The sequence below is a fragment of the Hyphococcus aureus genome (genome assembly GCF_042643165.1).
Lineage (GTDB): Bacteria > Pseudomonadota > Alphaproteobacteria > Caulobacterales > Parvularculaceae > Hyphococcus > Hyphococcus aureus.
Window position 1 is genome coordinate 760,922 of the sequence record NZ_JBHRSH010000002.1, and the last position, 19,667, is coordinate 780,588.

Genomic DNA, 19,667 nt, shown 5'->3' on the forward strand with positions numbered 1-19,667 from the left:
CGGCAAGCTGGAGTTCAACTAGCGCAGATCGCGCTCGCCGCCCCACAGACGCCAGCGGCGCGGCTTGGGATCTTCCTCATCATCGTCTGCGCCGGCGAATGACGGCTGGAACGCCTGCTTGTCGTCCAGCGTTTCTGTGGCCGCGTCGTCATTCTCAGGCTCGGCTGCCGCTTCAACCGGCGCGGCATGATCGGCGCTGTCCTGCGGTGTCACGTCATCCTGCTGCCCGCCGCTAAACCCGGCCGCTGGTTCAGGCTCGTTTTCGACCGGCGTTTCATCCATTTCGGATTCAACAGAAACCGGTTTGCCGAAAGCATAGCCCTGACCGTAAGCGCAGCCGATCTGGCGAGCCTTCGATGATGCTGCTTTGGACTCAACGCCTTCAAGGATGACCTTAAGGCCGAGATCCTTGCCGAGGCTGGCGAGAGACGCGACGATTTTCGAGCCGTCGCCGCCGGATTCGATATCCGTAGCAAAAGACTTATCGATCTTGAGATAATCAAAGTCGTATTTGCGCAAATTCGACAGGCAGGTGAAGCCGGCCCCGAAATCGTCAAAAGCGAGCGCCACGCCGCTGTTTTTCAGATTGCGAAAGACTTCGCCCGCAAGTTTGGCGTCAGTGACCGCATCGGCTTCCGTCAGTTCAAGCACCAGCGCTTTCTTCGGCAACTGATAGGTCGAAACCGCCGCGCGCACAGCCTCAAGGAAAGACGAGTCGCGCATCTGTCCCCAGGAAACATTCATGGCGACGAACAGATCTTTGCGTTTCTCTTTTTTCAAGGCGTCGGACAGAAACGCCGCCGCCTGATTGAGCATGGTTTCGGCAAGCGCCCCGCCCTCGCCGATGCGCTCAGCCGCGCGCACGAAACGCTCCGGGCCTTCCTCTGCTCCAGCTTCCTGACCGCGCCAGCGCGCAAGCGCTTCATAACCGGCGATCTTCTCATTATCGAGAGAAACGATCGGCTGGAAAGCGGCGACGATATCGCCATTGGCCAGCGCCGCGGAAAGCTTCGCTGTCATGGGATCGGCGGACGGCACCACCGCAGCGGTCGTCGCCGAGCGCAGGCGCTCTTCATTGACGCCGTTGCCCCCGGCGGAAATGCTTTCCACAAAAGCGACGATGCGCTCAATGGCGCCGGACTGTTCATCCGCCGCCCGAGCGCCGCGCACGCGCATGGTGCGGCCGTCATAAAGTTTCAGGGATACGTCGAACGGACCATCCACCGGCGAGAGAAGTTCGGAATCGAACCGCGCCGCGTCATCGGGATGGATGAAATTGCGCAAGGCGTCCGGCGTGAATGGCGCATCGGAATCGGCGCCGAGAAGCGACGGCAGCGATTGGGTCTGATCCACCGAGTCAGGGCTCCAGTCCCAGATGCCAACGCCTGAATAATCGAGGACGCGGGCGATTTGGCTGTCGAGGACAATCTCGGCGCGCTCACGCTGGCTGCGCACTTCACGCTGGCGCGACGGCGCGTCGTGGGAGGTGCGGATGCCGAAATCCATCGGCTGCGCTGGACCCGCCATTTGCGAGGCGCCGGTTTCCGTCAACGCAACAATGCTGGCGGCGAGAATGCCAAGGGTGAAGAGACCATGAGAAGCGAAAGCGGCAAGCGCCGAGCCCTCAGCGGCGAAAACGCCAAGAAGCGGCGCCGAGGCGGCCATGATGACGCCGGGCAGAATAAGACGTGCGCCTGAATCGCCGCGCAGCGCCTGGGTCAGCGACAGGACAAAGGCGCCGCCGCCGACGCCCATCAGCGCCCAGCGCATCATTGGCGCAAGGTCGATGCGATCGAAGAAGTTGATGACGCCCATGCCGGCAATGACGAGCGCAAGCGTGAACATTACGCCGCCAAGCAGCGGGTTATAGCGCGCCGCGCCAACCGAGGCGGAAAGGAAAACAATCGCCGCCGCCGCAAACAGGGCCTGCATCATCACACCGGCCTCGGCGGGCAGAGAAGACATGAAGCCAAGCCAGGAGAGTTCCAGCGACGCGGCCGCGCCGACCATCAAAAGCGCGCAAACCGCAAGGCCGCTTCGGCGAATCGCCGCGTAACCTGCGAGAAAAGCCATGGCGACAATAAAGGCGCCCGCCACTGCGCCGCGCATCAATTCGGCCTGCGCAAGCCCTGCAAATCCATCCGACAACCCGAAAACACCCACTGTCATCATAGTTTTCGCCCCGAACCCCTCGACTAAAGCTACGGCGCCGCAAAGCGGCAAGGATGAACGTCTCCCACAAGAAACGGGCCAAAGAGCATCGACCACCCCAAATCCGGTCGAGTTTCAACAGCCCGCCTTCCGCACTGCCTGAAACAGCGCGTATCGCCCTTTTGCATCTTCACGCGGGCGTGACATTATCGCAAGGGGCGGTCCGCGCCTTAGGGATAATTTTTCACTCCATTCACCGCAAAAAGCCTGATTAGGACGGCGTTTGCGCGCTTGTTTGATAATCGGCGGCGGTCAGCGCGTAGATATAGTGATCGCGCCAGCCGCCATTGATCTTAAGATAATCGCGAGCGAGCCCTTCACGGGCGAATCCGCTGCGCTCCAGAAGTTTTTGCGACGCAATATTCTCGGGCTGGCACGCCGCGACGAGACGATTAAGGCCAAGACGCTCAAAAGCGTGGGTTTTCATCGCCGCAACAGCAGCGCCGCCATAGCCCTGGCGCGTATAAGGCGCGCCGATCCAGTAGCCGATTATGCCGGATCGGGACGCGCCATACCGGATATTGGTGAGCGTAGCCCCGCCCATCAGCGCATTGTCGCTCAGCCGGAAGGCCAGCAGGGACAATCCCCCGCCCCGCCTTGCATCACGCTCATAAGATCTCAGCCGGCGCTTGAACGCCGACAGCGTCGCCTGCTCAGCCGTCCAGCTTTCCTCCCACTCGGTCAGGTGCGCCCTGCTCTCTTCGCGCAGCGAAAGCCAGCCGGGATAATCCGCAACATTCCCACGGCGCAGCATCACCGGCTCATGGACAAGAACAGGGTCGAAAGCGGGATTGGGCGGCGCAGAGGCGAACAGCATCCGCATGTTATAACGTGAAGCGCCGTTTTGAGGAGGGCCCCGAATGGAAAACGGCCTCCACCGGTCTTTCAGTCAGGACTATGCCCGCTTCAACCCGGCTTCGATATCTTCGACCATCCTGTGAGGCTCGGGCTTTTCGTCCGCCGCCTTGACCGCTTGCGGCATCCGGTTGAAGGCGTCGAGCGCAGCGACCTTGTAGGCTTCTGCAAGGGTCGGATAGTTGAACGCGTTCTTGACGAAGTAATCAAGACCGCCGCCAAGATTGAGCACCGCCTGACCGATATGGATCAGCTCGGTGGCGCCTTCTCCGACGATATGACAGCCCAGCAGCTTACGAGTCTTCAGGCTGAACAGCATTTTCAGCATGCCGTTATTGAGGCCCATAATGTGACCGCGTGAGGTCTCGCGAAAACGCGCGACGCCGCATTCATAGGGAATGCCTTTTTCGATCACTTCTTCTTCGGTCAGGCCCACCGTCGAAATTTCCGGCACGGCGTAAATTCCGTAAGGAAAAAACTCAGGCGGCTTGTGCGCTTTTTCTTCAAAGGCGTGGCAGGCGGCGATGCGCCCCTGCTCCATGGAGGTGGACGCAAGGCTCGGAAAACCGATCACATCGCCGGCGGCGTAAATGTGCGGGACTTCCGTCTGAAAGGTTTTCGGATCGACCTTCAAGCGTCCGCGATGGTCTACGCTCAATCCGCAGGCATCAAGATTCAGGCTATTGGTTGCGCCCATGCGGCCCGCCGCAAAGAGCACAATGTGAGAGCGCACAACGCGTCCATTTTCGAGGATGATTTCACAGCGTTCAGACGTCGGGCTGCGCTTGATCTCGGCCGCCTGCGATCCGAAACGCAATTGCACGCCGCGGTCGCGAAGCTGGTGGGTCAGATCGGCGACAAGTTCACGGTCAATGAAATCGAGCATCTTGTGCCGCGGTTCGATCAGCGTCACCGGCACATCAAGCGCCGAAAAGATCGTGGCGTATTCGATGCCGATAACGCCCGCGCCAATGACGGCGAGCGATTTCGGCATCGCCGTAAGGTCCAGGATTTCATCGCTGTCGAGGACGCATTTTCCATCAAACGGCACATAATCCGGGCGGAAAGGAATGGTCCCGACACAGATCAAAAACCGATCCGCAGTAATGTCCGTGGTCTCGCCGCTTTCTTTGTGGACAGTGATCGTCTTGCGATCCTTGAAGCGCGCTTCGCCCTTCAGGGTCGAAACCTGGTTGCGCGCAAACTGATGTTCGAGAACCTCGACCTCATGGGTCAGGGTCATGCGCAAGCGCGCGTTCAGATCATCAGCGGTAATATCCTGTTTGACGCGATAGGAGCGCCCGTAAAAACCGCGCTCGCGCCAGCCTGAAAGGTTCAGCGCCGTTTCGCGCAGAGTCTTTGACGGGATCGTGCCCGTGTGCACGGAAACGCCGCCGACACGCCGTCCGCGCTCAACAACCAGCACCGACTTGCCGAATTTCGCCGCTTGAATGGCTGCGCGACGGCCCGCAGGGCCGCTGCCGATCACAATCAGATCGTAATCACTCATCAGTTACTTACCCGCAGTTGCCCCCCCGGCATTCGCGGATGAGAGGTAACACTTACTACCTAAAAATAAGTGACCAAACGGACGGATAAGTTTACGAGAGGTTAAGGCCCGACGCCTTGCCCGGCGCAGTCATTGAGGTCGCGCATGAACATTCATGCGCGCGCCTGTCAGCGATTATCAGCTTAACCCTTTTAAGCAGCTTTGCGTTTACGGCGCAGAAATCCGGCGCCGCCCATCAACGCGGCCGCAAATAATGGCGTCGCCGCAGGCAACGGCACGTCGCTAACGCTGTCGTCATAGACATCCAACCGCAGCGAATAGCTTTCTTCTGTCCAAATCCCGTCATTATTGGGATCGCTCCCGGGGGAGACGAAGCTGGCGATAACGGTCAGCACTAAACGGCTGATCGTGAAGCCTTGAAAATCAATCCCGCTTGCCCCTGTGAAATCGTCGAAAAACCAATAAGATTCAACTTGACCGAACGCGCCCCCGCCAGAACGAAACTGCATTCTGTCATTTACACCATTGGTAAGCAGGCCTACCGCAAAATCAAAATCCGATCCTGACGTTAACTCAAAGACAGTCGTCCCTTCGCCGACAAGGCCGCCAATAAATGTTTGAGGCTGTTCCACGCCAGGCAGATAATAGCCTATACTTGCAGGACCTTCTGAATATATTGCCGCGCCGCCGCCGCCGCTAACCGTGGTCGCCGAACCGATCAGCGCCGCTTGCGCGCCAGATGCGGTTGCAAGCATGAACGCAATAGCCGTAATAAATTTTCTCATTAACCCCTGTCGCCCCTTATAAACCTTCAGGGCACACGGGTACGGTCAACCTGTGCAAAGGTCAAGCAAAGGGCGAATAAAGCAATCAAGGGTTGTCCGCATTCACGTAGCTTCATCTGAAAATGTCGTACGCTGAAAATTTTTCGCTTGCTTTCGTCTTCAGCGCGAATGGTTAAAATAGCTTCGCCACCGCCGCATCATTGCACGGACCCACAATCGACAGGGCGCAAGGCCCGGCGAGCGCGCGTTTCGCGCAACGCTGCATATCGGCGATGGTGACCGCATCGATCCGCGTCAGGATTTCATCGGCGCTCATCAGCGCTCCAAATGTAAACAACTGCCCTGACGCCGCCTCGATCCGGTTGGCCGGACTTTCCAGGCCCATCATCAGGGAAGATCGCAACAGCGTCTTGCCGCGCGCCACCTCTTCATCGGTCATCGCCTCAGCAGTCGCCTCCATTTCGTCCCGGATGATGGTCGCCGCTTCGGGAATATGGCTGGCTTCGGCGTTCACATAGGCGCCCAGAAGACCGGACTGTTCGAAGCCGTCAGCGAAAGCGTAGACCGAATAGGCGAGCCCGCGATCCTCACGGATTTTCTGAAAGAGACGCGAAGACATGCCGCCGCCGAGCACATCGGCGTAAAGACGAGTTGCGAAAAAGTCCTCATCGCCCGAGGCGACGCCTGGAAACGCAATAGCTAGATGCGTCTGTTCGATACGCCGTTCATCATGCAGCAATCCGCCCACAAAGCGAGGCGGCGTTCGGTCTGCGCCGGCGTCCCCAGCGGAAAAGCCGGAAAAATGCGTTTCGACAATCTTCAACAACGCGTCTTCGTCAATAGCGCCGGACGCGGCGACAATCATATCTTCAGGCCGGTAACAGCGTGTCATGAACCCGCGCAAGCTTGCAGGTTTTTGGGCTCGCACACTTTCAGGCGTGCCGAGGATCGGACGTCCCAAAGGGTGCGCCCCCCAGGCCGCCTCGGTAAGCCGTTCAAAGACGACATCGTCGGGCGTGTCGGCGGCCTCGCCGATTTCCTGCACGACAACCTCGTGCTCTTTCGTCAACTCGATTTCGTCAAATAGCGGATTGGCGAGAATGTCGGATAAAAGCCCAGCGCCAAGCGCCAGATCGTCTTCCATGATGCGGGCGTAGTAGCCCGTGCGCTGATGGCTGGTCGCCGCATTCAGGTAACCACCGACGCCCTCAATCTCTTCGGCGATCGCTAACGCGGAGCGCGTCTTCGTTCCCTTGAACGCCATATGCTCAAGCAGATGTGCGACACCATGCTCTTCCGGCGTTTCATCGACCGAGCCGGCTTTCACCCAGACGCCGAGCGCCGCCGTTTTCAATCCCGGCATCGGATCGGCGACGACGCGCACGCCGTTTTTCAAAGTGTGAATGCTGGCCATCAGTTTGCAAACGCATCGCTGATAAGCGTTTTCACGGCTTGCGGCTCTGCGAGCGCATATTCCATCTTCTCCGGCCGGTCGAAAAGGTCGGCGTAGAAATCTGGGAGCGCCGGCGTCTCGCCCGTCGCGTCTTTAACCGCTTCGGGGAATTTCGCAGGATGGGCTGTCGAGAGCGTCACGATCTTGCCAGACAAGGCGCCACTCTCACGGAAACGGATCGCCGCCGCGCGGCCCACCGCCGTATGCGGATCGATAAGGGCGCCCGTCTCTTTATGGTGGCGCGCGATTTCGCTGAGCGTTTCCTCCATGGAGACCGCATCGGAAACGAAGTCCTCGCGGATCGCCGCCAGTGTTTCCTCGTCGATCTTCATGCCTTTGTTATTGGCGAAGCTTTCCATGGTTTCGCGCAAGGCGTTCGCATCGCGGTTCTTGGCTTCAAATAAAAGCCGCTCGAAATTGCTCGCCACCTGGATATCCATGGAGGGCGACGCCGTGGGTTTTACGGATGAAGGCGTGTAGTCGCCATGGGCAATCGCGCGATGGAGAATATCGTTGGCGTTGGCGGCGACGCCGAGTTTCGCGATGGGAAGGCCCATGCGTTTTGCCGCATAACCGGCGAAAACATCCCCGAAATTGCCGGTAGGCACGACGAAGTTCACCGCCTCATCACCGTCGGCGATCTGCGCCCAGGCGGTGAAATAATAAACCGTCTGCGCCGCAAGCCGCGCCCAGTTGATAGAGTTGACGCCCGACAAACGCACATCGCGCACAAAGGCGTCATCGGCAAACAGGGTTTTCACAATCGCCTGGCAGTCATCGAACGAGCCTTTGATGGCGATATTCATGACATTGGGCGCAATAACAGAGGTCATCATCCGCTGCTGCACGGCGGAGACGCGTCCCTCCGGGTGCAACACAACCACGTTGACGCGCGCGCAGGATTTCAGCGCTTCAATCGCCGCCGATCCAGTATCACCCGAAGTCGCCGCAATGATTGTCAGGCGCCGGTCGCTCCGTTCAAGCGCCGCATCGAAAAGCCGCCCGAGGATTTGCATTGCAAAATCCTTGAAGGCGAGCGTGGGCCCGTGAAACAGCTCAAGCATCCAGTCTTCAGGCCCGAGCTTAACCAGCGGGGCCACACGATCATCCGTGAACGTCCCGTAAGCGTCGGCCGCCATCGTGGAGAGTTCGTCTATTGTGAAACTCTCTCCGGCGAACAGCGATAGGATTTCCGCCGCTGCTTGCGCATAGGGAAGCTGGCCGATGCGGCGCGCGTCCTGCGGCGAAATCTGCGGCCAGCTTTCAGGCATATAAAGCCCGCCGTCCGGCGCCAGCCCGGCGAGCAATGCGCCTTCAAAATCAACGGCGGAGCATCCGCCTCGGGTGGAAATGTATTTCATGGGTGACTTCTAGGCTTATCGCACACTGGGCGGCAATTCGCAGAACAGGAATTTTTCTTCGTAAAGCGCGCCGATTAGAAGCTTGTTTCTCACCCGGGCGGCGACAGTGACAGCGGACTGTTCGCCGCCGTCATTGCGATAGACCGTATGCGCTGCGCCGTCCGGACCGATGCGCAGGACTTCGGACGGGGCGGTGGCGTCTGCGTCACGGGCGAGACGCGGCACAGCGAGCGGCTTTGGCAAGGCGCCGACCCAGACCGCGCCTGCGCCATCAACATTGATATTGTCCGGCGAGGCGCCGAGCGGAATGGTTCCGGAAAGCGCCAGAACACCGGTCGCCGGGTCACGCTCATAAATTTTAAGCGCATTCCCCGCTGTCTCGGCGGCGTAAAGGCTCAGGCCGTCTTTGGACAGGGCGAGCCCGTTTGCGAAACGCAAGCCCTCCGCCGCCACCCGCCAGACATCGCCGTCCACATATAAAATCTCGCCGGAGCCGATATTCATGAGGAAATGAAGGTCGGCGATCGGCGCATTGCGTCCAGGCCGCACATCATTGGTTACGTAAAACTGGCGCGGCCCCACCGCGACGACATTATTGGGACTGGTCAGCCGCCGCTCCGCAAAGGTCTCCAGATGATTGAGGTCGCCATTTTCCGCGACCTCATAGAGCTCCACCGCATTCGCCGCCTCATTGACGACGAACAGGCGGCGGGTCTCTCCCTCTTCGAAATAGCTGAGCCCATAGGGACGGAACGCCTCTGGGACGCCGCCGGTGCGATCGCGCCAGCCGGATGCGGAAAGGGGATCATCGACATTGAAGACATGAATCGCGCCCCTCACCCCGTCGGGCGCGCCGACGCGGCGATCCAGCGAGGAGATAAAAGCGCGGCTTCCAGCCTCGTCGACCTCAATATCCTCGGGGCCGGCGATGCCTTTCACCGGCTCACACCGGGCGAGCGCCACCGGCTCCAGGGGAGCAAACTGGTTAAACTCTCGCAGACGAAGCCCCGCCGCGGCTCCTGCCCCCAGGAGAACGGCCAGCAAAATCAACCAGTAACGCATCAAAACAGGGCCAATTCAGAGAACGGATACAAAGGGCTTAAGGGGCGACTTCAGGGTTGAAAGACCTTACCAAACCATAACATTGCACCTGCGAACATGCCAGCGAAGCTTTTCAAGGGCCCGGGGCTTGCGAACCGGCGCCGCGCCGAGTATATGCGCCGCTCTCATTTCAAAACTTAGCCGATTTGCCGCCCACAGGATCTGACGTCATGAAAAAAGATATTCACCCGAACTACCACACGATCAAGGTCGTGATGACGGACGGCTCTTCCTATGAGACTCGCTCCACCTATGGCGAGGCGGGCGCAACGCTGAACCTCGATATCGATCCGATCTCTCATCCGGCCTGGACCGGCGGTCCGGCGAAAATCGGCGAGCGCGGCCGGGTATCGAAATTCAACCAGAAATTCGGCTCCTTCGGCCTCAAGAAGTAAGCGCCTCTATAGCGCTGATACGAAAAAGCGGGCTTCAGGCCCGCTTTTTTTATCGCCTGTAATTTAAGTCCGGCTTATCGCCCGCCGAACGCTTTCAACAAGGCGCGCTGCTGTGCGGCGGCGTCGTTTTTGACGTCATCGCTTTTCTCTTGCGTGAAAAGCTCGCGGTCGAGCCGGCTGATGCGGCTGTAAAGCTGATGCGCGGCGTCGATCAGCGCCACCAACCGTTCCGGCAGACCTTCAGTCTTGAATTTCACCGAAGCCGCTTCCGATGGCGTCAGTCGGTATTTGGCGTCGCTCGCCTCGCCCAGCACCATCTCGCCCTCGCGCACGGCGCGCAACACCAGCAGCCAGGAGGCGATCTGCATCAATTGCGTGGTTAACCGCATTGAGGCGCCGGCATAGGTGAGCGCCACATCGCGGGAAAGATGTTTCGAGGCGTCACGCCCCTCGCCATCGAGATAATTCGCCGTCTCTTCGACCAGCGCCATCCCCTCACGGAATGTTCGCGCAAAAAGCTCCGATTGAACGAAACTCTCCGCGCCGCCCGCCCCGGCTTCTTCAGAGTCTTGAAAGCCCATAATTCTCATTCGTCATTCCGCTTTCTCTAGGATGCCGCCCCGGAAGGCGGCTGACAAGCGGGACTTCCCGCTTGCCCTCGGTTCATTGCCCCGCCATGACCGAAAGGACACGGGAAGGACACCCTCGGGGCAATGTGAGCAATGGCCATGCCAGCAACTATAAAGGGAAAAACCGGCGATCTTCCCGCAAAGGGATGCGTTTTGGGCGTTGACGGCTGCCGCGCAGGCTGGGCGGTGGTCAGCATTAACCTTTGTGACAATCGCGTCAGCGGATGGATCGCTCCTTCCTTCATAGACATATTGAGCTTCGAACAGGTGGCGATGACCATCGTCGACATGCCGATCGGCCTTTGCGAGACCGGCCCTCGCGCCTGTGAGACGCTGGCGCGCAGAGTGTTAAGCCCACTGCGTCATTCCAGCGTCTTCTCTTCACCCAAGCGCGCCATGCTCGCCTTCGACAAGTATGAAGACGCCAACGCCTGGGGCAAACAACATTGCGGCAAGGGGCTTTCGAAGCAGGCATGGATGATCGCGCCGAAGATCCGCGAGATCGATGACGCCATGACGCCCGCCGATCAGGCGCGGCTTGGGGAAGGTCACCCGGAAATCGCCTTCGCCCGTCTGAATAATGGAAAGCCCTGCGTCTGGCCGAAACGTAAAACTGAAGGAGAGGCGGAGCGGCTCGCGCTTTTGGAACGCGCAGGCATGATTGAAGCCGAAGAGATCTATCAGTGCCTGCGCGCCGAACATGGCGCCAAGGCATTAGGCCGCGACGATCTTTATGACGCCGCCGCCCTCGCCCTCACCGCCAGGGCGCGCATCGCTGGCGACGCGCTTCACCTTACCGATGAAGCGCGCGACGCGCGCGGGCTCATCATGGAAATCTGGGGCTGAGCGCCGGGCGAAAAAGTGGAGGCCGGTTTTTCGCAAGACCGGCGCGACCACTTAAAAACATTATTCGCCGGTCTTGAGACGACGATAGAGAATGGCGGAAAAAGCAAGCTGCGCGCCATAGACCACTGCGTAGTAAAACACCGTCACAGCAACATAGATCAGCGCCATCACGCCTGCGATAATCGCCAAGGCGCCGCTGCCGCCGCCTAGGCCCATCAACAGCTCGATCACAGAACTAAAAAGTTCATAGACCATGCTGATCAAAATAATCACCAGCCCCATCAGGAACATAGCGCCAAGAACCGACCAGAACTTTCCCTCGGTCAGCTTGAAAGAGCCCAGCAGGATAAGACGGTTTTCCGCAGCGGATCCGGCGACAAAAGGCTGCAGCCGCACACCGACGTAAAGCAACGGAATAAAGGCGATGGCGAAGGCGTAAACAAAGGTGCGCCAATAATTGACCATGCCCGCGGCCTGCGCCGCGGCGACATCGTCCGAACCGGATTCCACCGCCGCCATCACGCCGGAAAAGAATGTCCCCATATCGTTAAAATAAGCCCCGACTGTGTTGCCCGTAATGATCAGCGCAATGAAGAAAGCGACACACCAGATCGCGGTTGAGATCAGCCCCGAAATGATAGACGCCCAGAATACGCGCCAGGCGGGACCATCGAGGCGGACATGAATGAAGCCAGGCGATTCCTCGCCAAGCGCCACAAGCCGGAATATGGACGCCATCACGCCGCAATAGATCAGGGCGATCAGCACATAAAAAACAACGCCGAGCGCAATCACCGCCGACATTGGCATTTTGAATATTTCAGCAAAGCCCGGAAAGACCTGACTTTCATTAGCTTGCGACAACACTTCGAAATCTAGAATGAGCGCGAAATAGCCTCCGGCCAGAAGCAGGCTGACAACAACCGGCGCCCAGCCGAGCCGAAGCACCGTTCCCCAGCGCTTCAGGCCGAACTGAAACGCTTCATTGAGAACGTCCCCGACGGGAATTCCTTGCGACATGAGAAACGCCTTTGCTGTCTGTTGCCTACCGCGCCTTTTCGCCTTCCCGGTAGAGGCGGCCATAGAGCCCGGCCGCCACGCCGAAGGAGAAGAACGACCAGACGATATTTATGCTGATTTTCGTCAGGTTCCATACCCAGATGAAAAACGGACGCACCCATTCGGCGGCTTCGCCGCTGTTAACCAGTTTGGTCGAGACTTCCGTCGCATTATAGAGCAGCACCACAATTTTTGGCAGGACAAGGCTCAGCAAAAGCTGGTTCAGGACCAGCACCTGAATCACCAGGAGAAACGCCGTTAACAGGCTGACAATCACCCAGAGCTTCAAGATGTTCCAGCCGCGCGTGATCGCCAGCGTGTTTCCGAGCGCCAGGGATTTGTGACAAACGGCGACACCCGGATAGGGAAAAAGGCGCAAGCTGAAATAATTCACCACAAAAAACGCCGACAATCCGAAGAAGATCAACCGCCCCTCAGGCGATCCCACCAGAAAGTCGATGGCTTCGCCGAGCCCACTTAAATCGAAGCTCGTAAACTGCGCGCCTGCCGCTGACAGAACGCCCAGAAAAGTCGCGTTTGAGCGAAACTCATTGAGGACGACTTCGGCGAACAGATAATAAGCCGCAAGCATCATTCCCGCAGCGACAATGAAGGTCGTCAGCGCTCGCAAAATCACCTTGCCTACCGGGTGCGCCCTCGGGCGGTTATGCGGCGCAAAGTGAAAGAACAATAATCCCCAGAACAACAGCGCCACCGGCGCGGCGCCGCTTAACGGAATAGCGCGATTGTAAATCCAGCTGCGCCCGGCGGCGGCGATCGTATCGCTCGCCTTGGAGACCTCAATCGTATGAAGGCTGTTCGGATCGGGAAATGACGCAAGGGTCTGCGCCAGCGCTTCGGCGACATATTTCAACGTATAAAAACTCGCCGCCGCCAGCGGGCCGAACACAAGAACGCCGACAAAGAAAAGCCCGAATATGCTGGAGACCACATAACGCACCTGATCGGGTCCGAAAGGCGCACGGATGAAACCCGGCGCCGGCTTTTCACCGAGCCCTGCATAGCGGATCAGCGGCGCCATGAACGACGCCGTCAACAGCGTTTGCGCGGCAAAGCTGGCGGCCAACAACATCCAAATGGCGCCAGGGTCGTTTTTGAACCCCGTCGCCATGTTCTGCACCGCGAGACGCTGGGCGCCGACAAAGGACGGAACGTCAGAAAAGGTGATGAGCTTTCCCGCGATTACCGAAAGCAGCCCGAACACGGCGGCCATGGCGGCGATCATGCTGAGCGCCAGCGGCAGCCACGCGACGCGCGCAATCGTCTCCAGACGCCGCCCACCGAAATGAAGCGCTTCGCCCATGACAGAAAAAATACGCAATTCCATCCATTGCCCCTCTGGCCCTCTACACTTTGGGCCCCGCCAGCCTTCCGCCAGCCCCTCGGGCGGTCGCTGGACGAAAGCTAACCGGAAAAGACCGGGAAATCCAATGGGCCGCCTTGCAGCATGCGTCGCCCGCGCCAATACGCTTTTTGCGCGTATTTTCACCGAAAACCGGTTTCCACTTTTCAGAATGCGCTCTAGAAGCGCGGCCATGAGTGAAAAAGACATTATCCATATTATCGGCGCCGGCCTCGCCGGCTCGGAAGCGGCCTGGCAGGCGGCTAATCATGGCGCCCAGGTCATCCTCCACGAGATGCGGCCCATCACGGGCACTGACGCGCACCAGACAGACGGCTTCGCGGAATTGGTCTGTTCCAACTCTTTCCGCTCCGATGACGCGGAGAATAACGCTGTCGGCCTTTTGCATGAGGAGATGCGCCGGACGGGCTCGCTGATTATGCGCGAAGCCGATGCGAACAAGGTGCCCGCCGGCGGCGCGCTCGCTGTCGACCGCGATGCCTTCTCCGCCGGCGTCACCCGCGCCATCGAAGATCATCCGAATATCGAGATCCGGCGAGAATTGATTGACGGCCTGCCGCCTGAAGACTGGACCAATGTCATTATCGCGACCGGACCTCTGACGGCGCCGCCACTCGCCGAAGCGATCCTCGCCTTGACGGGCGAAGCCTCCCTCGCCTTTTTCGACGCCATTGCGCCGATCGTCTATAAAGAGTCGATCAATTTCGATATCGCCTGGATGCAATCGCGCTACGACAAAAAGGGCCCCGGCGGGGACGGCGCAGATTACATCAACTGCCCCATGGATGAAGCTCAGTATACGGCGTTTTTGAATGCGCTGATTACCGGCGAGAAAACCGACTTCAAGGAATGGGAAAAATCGACGCCTTATTTCGAAGGCTGCTTGCCTATTGAAGTGATGGCGGAGCGCGGACCGGAAACGCTGCGCTATGGCCCCATGAAACCGGTCGGCCTCACCAATCCGCATACGGGCATAAAAGCGCACGCCATCGTACAACTGCGTCAGGACAATGCGATCGGCACGCTCTACAATATGGTTGGCTTCCAGACGAAGTTGAAATATGGCGCGCAGACCGACATCTTCCGGATGATCCCAGGCCTCGAAAAAGCGGAGTTCGCGCGGCTTGGCGGCATTCACCGCAACACCTTTCTCAACTCGCCGCGCCTTCTTGACGGGTCGCTGAAACTCAAGGCTCGTCCCGCGCTGCGCTTTGCCGGCCAGATCACCGGCGTCGAGGGTTATCTGGAAAGCGCCGCCATGGGGCTCCTTGCCGGACGTTTCGCGGCGGCTGATTCGAAACGCATTCCATTTTCTGCCCCGCCCGCGACAACGGCCTTCGGCGCTCTCCTGAACCACATAACCTGCGATCATATGACCGATGCTGGCAGCAGGTCCTTTCAACCCATGAACGTCAATTTCGGCCTCTTTCCGGAGATCGAAACCCCAAAGACGGATTCGGAGGGAAAACGGATCAAGGGCAAGGAAAAGGGCTTCGCCCGCAAGCGCGCGATGTCTGCAAGGGCCCTTTCAGACCTGCAAACCTGGCTGAGCAAAAAACCCTTAGCCGCTGAATAAACAGTATTTTTCGGAAATGATGGTCACGAGTGGGCCGCGACGAGTTGCCCCGCCGCGGCCCCCCCGACGTGCAGCAGGGGGAGAACACCGCACAGCCGGGAAACTGATGAGTACCAGTTAGCCGCGATCTTCACTGACTTGTCTAGTACGCTGAAAACTGATTAGGTCACACGACCTAGAGCACGGCGATTTAAGGGGGAGTTATGCCGTCGTCAACTGACCAAGTCCGGAATCTGTCGGAAAATAGAATAGATTCCCAAATCACCCATGCCGCTGAGACAGAAAAAGCGCTTAATGCGATCCTGAGTCACCTGAACGATTTGCGCGGTTCGCGGCCCACAATCCAGATCAGCGACGGCAAAACCGACCGGACCCGCAACACCATCCACAAGATCCTGAAAGCGGCCCACAAGGTTTTCACCCAAAACGGCCATGCTGGCCTGTCCTTGCGCAAGGTCGCCAATGAAGCCGGGATTGCGGTCGGCAACCTCACCTACCACTTCCCTACAAAAAACTCGCTGATCGACGCCATGATGCGCGAGGCGCTCGCTGATTATGTGGAGGAACATCTCTCGCAATTCGAAGCAGACCGGGACACGCCGCTCGATATCCTGCTCAATGTCGTTGAGTTCTATGTTCGCAATGCGCGTGAGAGTTATCAGTTTTTCTACCAGCTCTGGGGTTTCGCCGGTTCCTGCGATGACGCCCGCGAGATGGTGCGCGAACTTTACCGTCCGATCGGCCGCTTCATTTTTTATCTGGTGCGCGCCGCCAATCCGAAGCTGACCGACGCGCAAGTCCGCCAGGCGGTGTTGCAGATATTCAGTCTTGAAGAAGGCTACAAACTGTTCATCGGCATGGGGCCGGATTCTTCAACGGCGATCCGGTCCGCGGAAAATGATATTCGCGTGATAACCAAACGCATCATTCTGACAGCTTGATCGCGGCGCTCGCCGGGCGCAAACTGTCATCATGACCATCAGCATCATTATTGAACCGCGCACGCGCGATCTCGGCGGCTTCACCGTCGGGCGCGTTCTTCCCCACGCCAAACGCCGCACGGTTGGCCCCTTCATCTTCTTCGATGAAATGGGGCCCGCCGATTTCAAGCCGGGAACCGGCATTGATGTGCGCCCGCACCCCCATATCGGCCTGGCCACCGTCACCTATCTTTTCGACGGCGAATTACGTCACCGCGACAATCTCGGTTGCGATCAGGTGATCCGTCCCGGCGACGTCAACTGGATGATCGCCGGGCGCGGCATCGTTCATTCTGAACGCACAGACGCAGGCCCGCGCGAGACCGGTCAGCGCATGCACGGCATTCAAAGCTGGTTCGCCCTGCCCGAGGCCGATGAAGAAACAGCGCCGGAATTTCATCATCATCCCAAGGACAGCCTGCCGGTGATCGAACGGCTGGGCCTGACGATGCGGCTCATCGCCGGGTCCGCTTTTGGCGAGACGTCGCCTGCGAAGACTTTCTCGCCAATGTTCTATCTCGGCGCCGAAGCCGAACCGCAAGCCGTCATTACGATTCCCGAGGAACATGAAGAACGCGCCATCTATATTTTAAGCGGCGCGGTTTCTATTGACGGCGCGCGCCATGAAAGCGGTCGCATGATCGTCTTCGAACCCGGCGCGGCGCCCGATATCAAAGCGTTGGAACCGTCCCGCCTTATGCTGCTCGGCGGCGCGCCTATGAGTAAACGCCATATCTGGTGGAATCTTGTTTCTTCGCGGCCGGAGCGTATTGAACAGGCAAAGGCCGACTGGACCTCTTCTGCGGCGCAAAATTTTAACGGGACGGTTTTCACCCTGCCCCCGGATGAAACGGAACACATTCCGTTGCCAGAGGAATAAGGTTGCGCCTGATCCACCTAAGAAAATCAGTCTGATCTATTTGCGCAATAGTCCAAGCCGGCTTCGTTTCCTGTTATTGACACCCTTCCAAACCCGCTAATACTGCGTGCACAGAAATCGCGGCACATAAAGCGAAAGGGAGGGCGAAGATGAATTGCACCGGATATATCCGCGTTGCGACTTCGCAGATGCAATGAAGCGACGTTTATTCCTGCAATCATCCGTATCTTCCGCCCTTGTCGCGCCAACGCTTGCGCGCGCCAATCCATTTCAACATGAAGCACGAATGGCAGATCGCATCTTTTACGATGCGCGTTTTGCGAAGGCGCGCGTCATCGCGAACCGCCTCGCCGGACACATCGCCGACAACCGCGCATTAACGCCAGTCAATGGCGACCTCACCGCGCCATGGATTGGAGAGCTTCGCGCCGCCGCTTCACAAGGCGCGCTTCGCCTGCGCGGCGTGACAACTGAGTCCTTTTATTTCTGCCTGAAAACCCTGCTTCAGCCGCACGGCGTCACCGCGGCTCACATCGAGCGTGCAGGGCGCGATCTCCACGCATGGGAAATCACCACAGGCGTTACAACAAAAGACGGGATGGTCTGATCATGACGGCACCTTTACCCGAAGGCGTATCAGCTGAAGCCATGAACAGCGCTATAGAGCGGTTCCGGCGCATTGTCGGCGATGAATGGGTGTTCATGGACGAAAACCTCTCGCCCTATGACGACCCCTATACCATCTCCAACAATGAAGACGACTACAAAGCCTATGCGGCCATCGCCCCGCATTCCACCGAACAGGTTCAGGAAATCGTCCGTGTGGCGAATGAGTTTGGCGTGCCGTTGTGGCCGGTCTCGCGCGGCAAGAACTTCGCCTATGGCGGCGCGGCACCAGTGATGTCGGGAACCATTGTTCTCGATCTCAACCGCATGAACCGCATTCTCGAAGTAAATGAGGAATTCGGCTACGCCCTCGTTGAGCCCGGCGTCAGCTATTTTGACCTTTATAATTACATTCAGGAAAAAGGTCTCAAGCTGTGGATCGACGTGCCCGATCCGGGCTGGGGCTCGGTTATCGGCAACGCGCTCGATCACGGCATCGGCTACACGCCCTATGGCGATCACTTCGCCATGCAATGCGGCATGGAAGTGGTGCTTCCCAACGCAGAACTGATCCGCACCGGCATGGGCGCGATGCCCGGCAACAACACCTGGCAGCTCTTCAAATATGGCTTCGGGCCCTATGTGGACGGCATGTTCTCGCAGTCGAATTTCGGCATCGTCACCAAGATGGGCATCTGGCTGATGCCGGAGCCTGCGGGATACCGTCCCTATCTCATCACTTTCGAAAACGAAGACGACATTGAAACCGTTACTGAACGACTGCGGCCCTTGAAAGTCAGCGGCGTGATCCAGAACGGCGCCACGGTCAGAAGCCTCGTTCTCGACGCAGCGATTACAAAAACCAAAAGCGCTTATTATGACGGCGACGGGCCGATCCCGCCCAGCGTTGCGAAAACCATGATGGCCGATCTCGATCTCGGAATGTGGAATTTCTGCGGCGCCCTATACGGTCCTCCCCCCTTGATGGATACGCTGTGGACGGCGATCCGCGATAGTTTCGCCGATATTCCGGGCGTCAAATTCTATTTTCCCGAAGACCGGCGGCACAAATTCGATCTGCTTTTACATCGCGCCGAAACCATGCGCGGCGTGCCAAAGCTCACCGAGTTTAACTTCCTCAACTGGGACGGCGGCGGCGGCCATGTGGGCTTTTCACCGGTCTCGCCGATCACCGGCGCTGACGCGATAAAGCAATATTACATGGTCTCGAACCGCGTCCGTGAATACGGCTTCGACTATATGGGCCTTCTCGCCATCGGCTGGCGCGATCTCCATCATGTGACAGTGATCGTTTACGACAAGAAAAATCCGGATGAGCGCAAAAAGCTCGACGACCTCTTCAATGTGCTCGTCGATGAAGCGGCGGCCGAAGGCTACGGCGAATACCGCACTCATATTAAATATATGGACCGCATCGCCAAGACCTATAGCTGGAACAACAATTCGCTCTGGAAGATGCACGAAACGATCAAGGACGCCCTCGATCCGAAAGGCATTCTCGCGCCCGGCAAGTCCGGCATCTGGCCGAAAAACCGGAGGCAGTCATAATGACCCGCACGCTTTCCTTCGCCGCCTGCGCCAGCCTGTTCGCCCTCACAGCCTCGTGCGGCGGCGCTGACGATGACGCGGCGCGCGTCATTACGCCTGGCGCCGAAAGCGCTGAATCATCGACAACGCAAACCGCCGCCGAGCCCGAGGCGGCAAAGCCGCAAACCGCTTTTGTCGCAGGTGAAGATCCGGCGCGACCGGCCATGACCGGCAAGCAGATCTTCGACGCACAATGCTCCTATTGTCATGCTGCGGGCGAAGAACATCCAGGCACGTTCCAGCTTGGGGCGACCCGCGGCGCCGACTACGCCGTGCTGGAGGCGCGCGAAGACCTGACGTCGGATTATGTGAAATATATCGTCCGCAACGGTCTCAACGGCATGCCAACATTCAAGCCGACCGTGATTACGGATGCGGAACTGGATGCGTTGGCGGGCTATCTCGGCAAAGCCGACTAATCCGCCAAC

18 protein-coding genes are annotated in these 19,667 nt (G+C 58.6%); 8 read left to right on the forward strand and 10 right to left on the reverse strand.

Features of this window, described 5'->3' with window-relative positions; translation table 11 throughout:
* Positions 1–18 precede the first annotated feature (18 nt).
* The 7 genes from ACFOOP_RS16620 to ACFOOP_RS16650 form a co-directional block, all read right to left on the reverse strand.
* Positions 19–2,172, reverse strand: a complete 2,154-nt coding sequence (locus tag ACFOOP_RS16620) for an EAL domain-containing protein (protein WP_379882263.1) — start codon at positions 2,170–2,172, stop codon at positions 19–21.
* A gap of 250 nt (positions 2,173–2,422) precedes the next feature.
* On the reverse strand, positions 2,423–3,034 hold the full coding sequence (locus ACFOOP_RS16625; RefSeq protein ID WP_379882264.1) for a GNAT family N-acetyltransferase: 612 nt from the start codon (positions 3,032–3,034) through the stop codon (positions 2,423–2,425).
* A gap of 72 nt (positions 3,035–3,106) precedes the next feature.
* Positions 3,107–4,576: a Si-specific NAD(P)(+) transhydrogenase gene (gene sthA, locus ACFOOP_RS16630; RefSeq protein WP_379882265.1), complete on the reverse strand. Its 1,470-nt coding sequence runs from the start codon at positions 4,574–4,576 to the stop codon at positions 3,107–3,109.
* Between the two features lie 191 nt (positions 4,577–4,767).
* A complete protein-coding gene (locus tag ACFOOP_RS16635) occupies positions 4,768–5,361 on the reverse strand; it encodes a hypothetical protein (RefSeq protein WP_379882266.1) in 594 nt (197 codons plus the stop codon).
* 172 nt (positions 5,362–5,533) lie between these two features.
* Complete coding sequence (locus ACFOOP_RS16640; protein WP_379882267.1) at positions 5,534–6,775, reverse strand: M16 family metallopeptidase; 1,242 nt, start codon at positions 6,773–6,775, stop codon at positions 5,534–5,536.
* Complete coding sequence (thrC, locus tag ACFOOP_RS16645) at positions 6,775–8,175, reverse strand: threonine synthase (RefSeq protein ID WP_379882268.1); 1,401 nt, start codon at positions 8,173–8,175, stop codon at positions 6,775–6,777. The genes ACFOOP_RS16640 and thrC overlap by 1 nt, the downstream gene beginning before the upstream one ends.
* Positions 8,176–8,190: 15 nt before the next feature.
* A complete protein-coding gene (locus tag ACFOOP_RS16650; RefSeq protein WP_379882270.1) occupies positions 8,191–9,237 on the reverse strand; it encodes an SMP-30/gluconolactonase/LRE family protein in 1,047 nt (348 codons plus the stop codon).
* Positions 9,238–9,446: 209 nt separating this feature from the next.
* Here ACFOOP_RS16650 and rpmE point away from each other — a divergent pair, with 209 nt between their 5' ends.
* On the forward strand, positions 9,447–9,671 hold the full coding sequence (gene rpmE / locus ACFOOP_RS16655; RefSeq protein ID WP_379882271.1) for a 50S ribosomal protein L31: 225 nt from the start codon (positions 9,447–9,449) through the stop codon (positions 9,669–9,671).
* A gap of 74 nt (positions 9,672–9,745) precedes the next feature.
* Here the strand turns inward: rpmE and rcdA are convergent, their stop codons facing one another.
* The gene (rcdA, locus tag ACFOOP_RS16660; RefSeq protein WP_379882272.1) at positions 9,746–10,261 is read right to left on the reverse strand and encodes a protease adaptor protein RcdA; all 516 of its coding nucleotides are present in this window, start codon (positions 10,259–10,261) and stop codon (positions 9,746–9,748) included.
* Positions 10,262–10,399: 138 nt separating this feature from the next.
* On the opposite strand from rcdA, the gene ACFOOP_RS16665 reads away from it, so the two are divergent.
* Positions 10,400–11,146: a DUF429 domain-containing protein gene (locus tag ACFOOP_RS16665; protein ID WP_379882273.1), complete on the forward strand. Its 747-nt coding sequence runs from the start codon at positions 10,400–10,402 to the stop codon at positions 11,144–11,146.
* A gap of 60 nt (positions 11,147–11,206) precedes the next feature.
* Here the strand turns inward: ACFOOP_RS16665 and ACFOOP_RS16670 are convergent, their stop codons facing one another.
* Together ACFOOP_RS16670 and ACFOOP_RS16675 are read right to left on the reverse strand one after the other, a co-directional pair.
* Entirely contained in the window at positions 11,207–12,166 is a 960-nt protein-coding gene (locus tag ACFOOP_RS16670) for a hypothetical protein (RefSeq protein ID WP_379882274.1), read from the reverse strand.
* A 25-nt stretch (positions 12,167–12,191) separates the two neighbouring features.
* Positions 12,192–13,553: a hypothetical protein gene (locus tag ACFOOP_RS16675; RefSeq protein WP_379882275.1), complete on the reverse strand. Its 1,362-nt coding sequence runs from the start codon at positions 13,551–13,553 to the stop codon at positions 12,192–12,194.
* A 187-nt stretch (positions 13,554–13,740) separates the two neighbouring features.
* Here ACFOOP_RS16675 and trmFO point away from each other — a divergent pair, with 187 nt between their 5' ends.
* From trmFO to ACFOOP_RS16705, 6 genes are all read left to right on the forward strand, one after another.
* Complete coding sequence (gene trmFO, locus ACFOOP_RS16680; RefSeq protein ID WP_379882908.1) at positions 13,741–15,165, forward strand: methylenetetrahydrofolate--tRNA-(uracil(54)-C(5))-methyltransferase (FADH(2)-oxidizing) TrmFO; 1,425 nt, start codon at positions 13,741–13,743, stop codon at positions 15,163–15,165.
* Between the two features lie 203 nt (positions 15,166–15,368).
* Positions 15,369–16,106, forward strand: coding sequence for a TetR/AcrR family transcriptional regulator (locus ACFOOP_RS16685; protein WP_379882276.1), 738 nt, complete (start codon positions 15,369–15,371; stop codon positions 16,104–16,106).
* 31 nt (positions 16,107–16,137) lie between these two features.
* Positions 16,138–17,025 carry a pirin family protein gene (locus ACFOOP_RS16690; protein ID WP_379882277.1) on the forward strand — a complete coding sequence of 296 codons (888 nt, stop codon included), beginning with the start codon at positions 16,138–16,140 and terminating at the stop codon, positions 17,023–17,025.
* A gap of 286 nt (positions 17,026–17,311) precedes the next feature.
* A complete protein-coding gene (locus tag ACFOOP_RS16695; RefSeq protein WP_379882278.1) occupies positions 17,312–17,632 on the forward strand; it encodes a hypothetical protein in 321 nt (106 codons plus the stop codon).
* A 2-nt stretch (positions 17,633–17,634) separates the two neighbouring features.
* On the forward strand, positions 17,635–19,200 hold the full coding sequence (locus tag ACFOOP_RS16700; RefSeq protein ID WP_379882279.1) for an FAD-binding oxidoreductase: 1,566 nt from the start codon (positions 17,635–17,637) through the stop codon (positions 19,198–19,200).
* Complete coding sequence (locus tag ACFOOP_RS16705; RefSeq protein WP_379882281.1) at positions 19,200–19,658, forward strand: c-type cytochrome; 459 nt, start codon at positions 19,200–19,202, stop codon at positions 19,656–19,658. Before ACFOOP_RS16700 ends, ACFOOP_RS16705 begins: the two co-directional genes overlap by 1 nt.
* Positions 19,659–19,667: the final 9 nt, after the last annotated feature.

Coding starts and splice junctions, on each gene's coding strand:
- ACFOOP_RS16620 (WP_379882263.1), bottom strand. CDS start 2,172: ATGATGACAGTGGGTGTTTTCGGGTTGTCGGATGGATTTGCAGGGCTT.
- ACFOOP_RS16625 (WP_379882264.1), bottom strand. CDS start 3,034: ATGCGGATGCTGTTCGCCTCTGCGCCGCCCAATCCCGCTTTCGACCCT.
- sthA (WP_379882265.1), bottom strand. CDS start 4,576: ATGAGTGATTACGATCTGATTGTGATCGGCAGCGGCCCTGCGGGCCGT.
- ACFOOP_RS16635 (WP_379882266.1), bottom strand. CDS start 5,361: ATGAGAAAATTTATTACGGCTATTGCGTTCATGCTTGCAACCGCATCT.
- ACFOOP_RS16640 (WP_379882267.1), bottom strand. CDS start 6,775: ATGGCCAGCATTCACACTTTGAAAAACGGCGTGCGCGTCGTCGCCGAT.
- thrC (WP_379882268.1), bottom strand. CDS start 8,175: ATGAAATACATTTCCACCCGAGGCGGATGCTCCGCCGTTGATTTTGAA.
- ACFOOP_RS16650 (WP_379882270.1), bottom strand. CDS start 9,237: ATGCGTTACTGGTTGATTTTGCTGGCCGTTCTCCTGGGGGCAGGAGCC.
- rpmE (WP_379882271.1), top strand. CDS start 9,447: ATGAAAAAAGATATTCACCCGAACTACCACACGATCAAGGTCGTGATG.
- rcdA (WP_379882272.1), bottom strand. CDS start 10,261: ATGAGAATTATGGGCTTTCAAGACTCTGAAGAAGCCGGGGCGGGCGGC.
- ACFOOP_RS16665 (WP_379882273.1), top strand. CDS start 10,400: ATGCCAGCAACTATAAAGGGAAAAACCGGCGATCTTCCCGCAAAGGGA.
- ACFOOP_RS16670 (WP_379882274.1), bottom strand. CDS start 12,166: ATGTCGCAAGGAATTCCCGTCGGGGACGTTCTCAATGAAGCGTTTCAG.
- ACFOOP_RS16675 (WP_379882275.1), bottom strand. CDS start 13,553: ATGGAATTGCGTATTTTTTCTGTCATGGGCGAAGCGCTTCATTTCGGT.
- trmFO (WP_379882908.1), top strand. CDS start 13,741: ATGCGCTCTAGAAGCGCGGCCATGAGTGAAAAAGACATTATCCATATT.
- ACFOOP_RS16685 (WP_379882276.1), top strand. CDS start 15,369: ATGCCGTCGTCAACTGACCAAGTCCGGAATCTGTCGGAAAATAGAATA.
- ACFOOP_RS16690 (WP_379882277.1), top strand. CDS start 16,138: ATGACCATCAGCATCATTATTGAACCGCGCACGCGCGATCTCGGCGGC.
- ACFOOP_RS16695 (WP_379882278.1), top strand. CDS start 17,312: ATGGCAGATCGCATCTTTTACGATGCGCGTTTTGCGAAGGCGCGCGTC.
- ACFOOP_RS16700 (WP_379882279.1), top strand. CDS start 17,635: ATGACGGCACCTTTACCCGAAGGCGTATCAGCTGAAGCCATGAACAGC.
- ACFOOP_RS16705 (WP_379882281.1), top strand. CDS start 19,200: ATGACCCGCACGCTTTCCTTCGCCGCCTGCGCCAGCCTGTTCGCCCTC.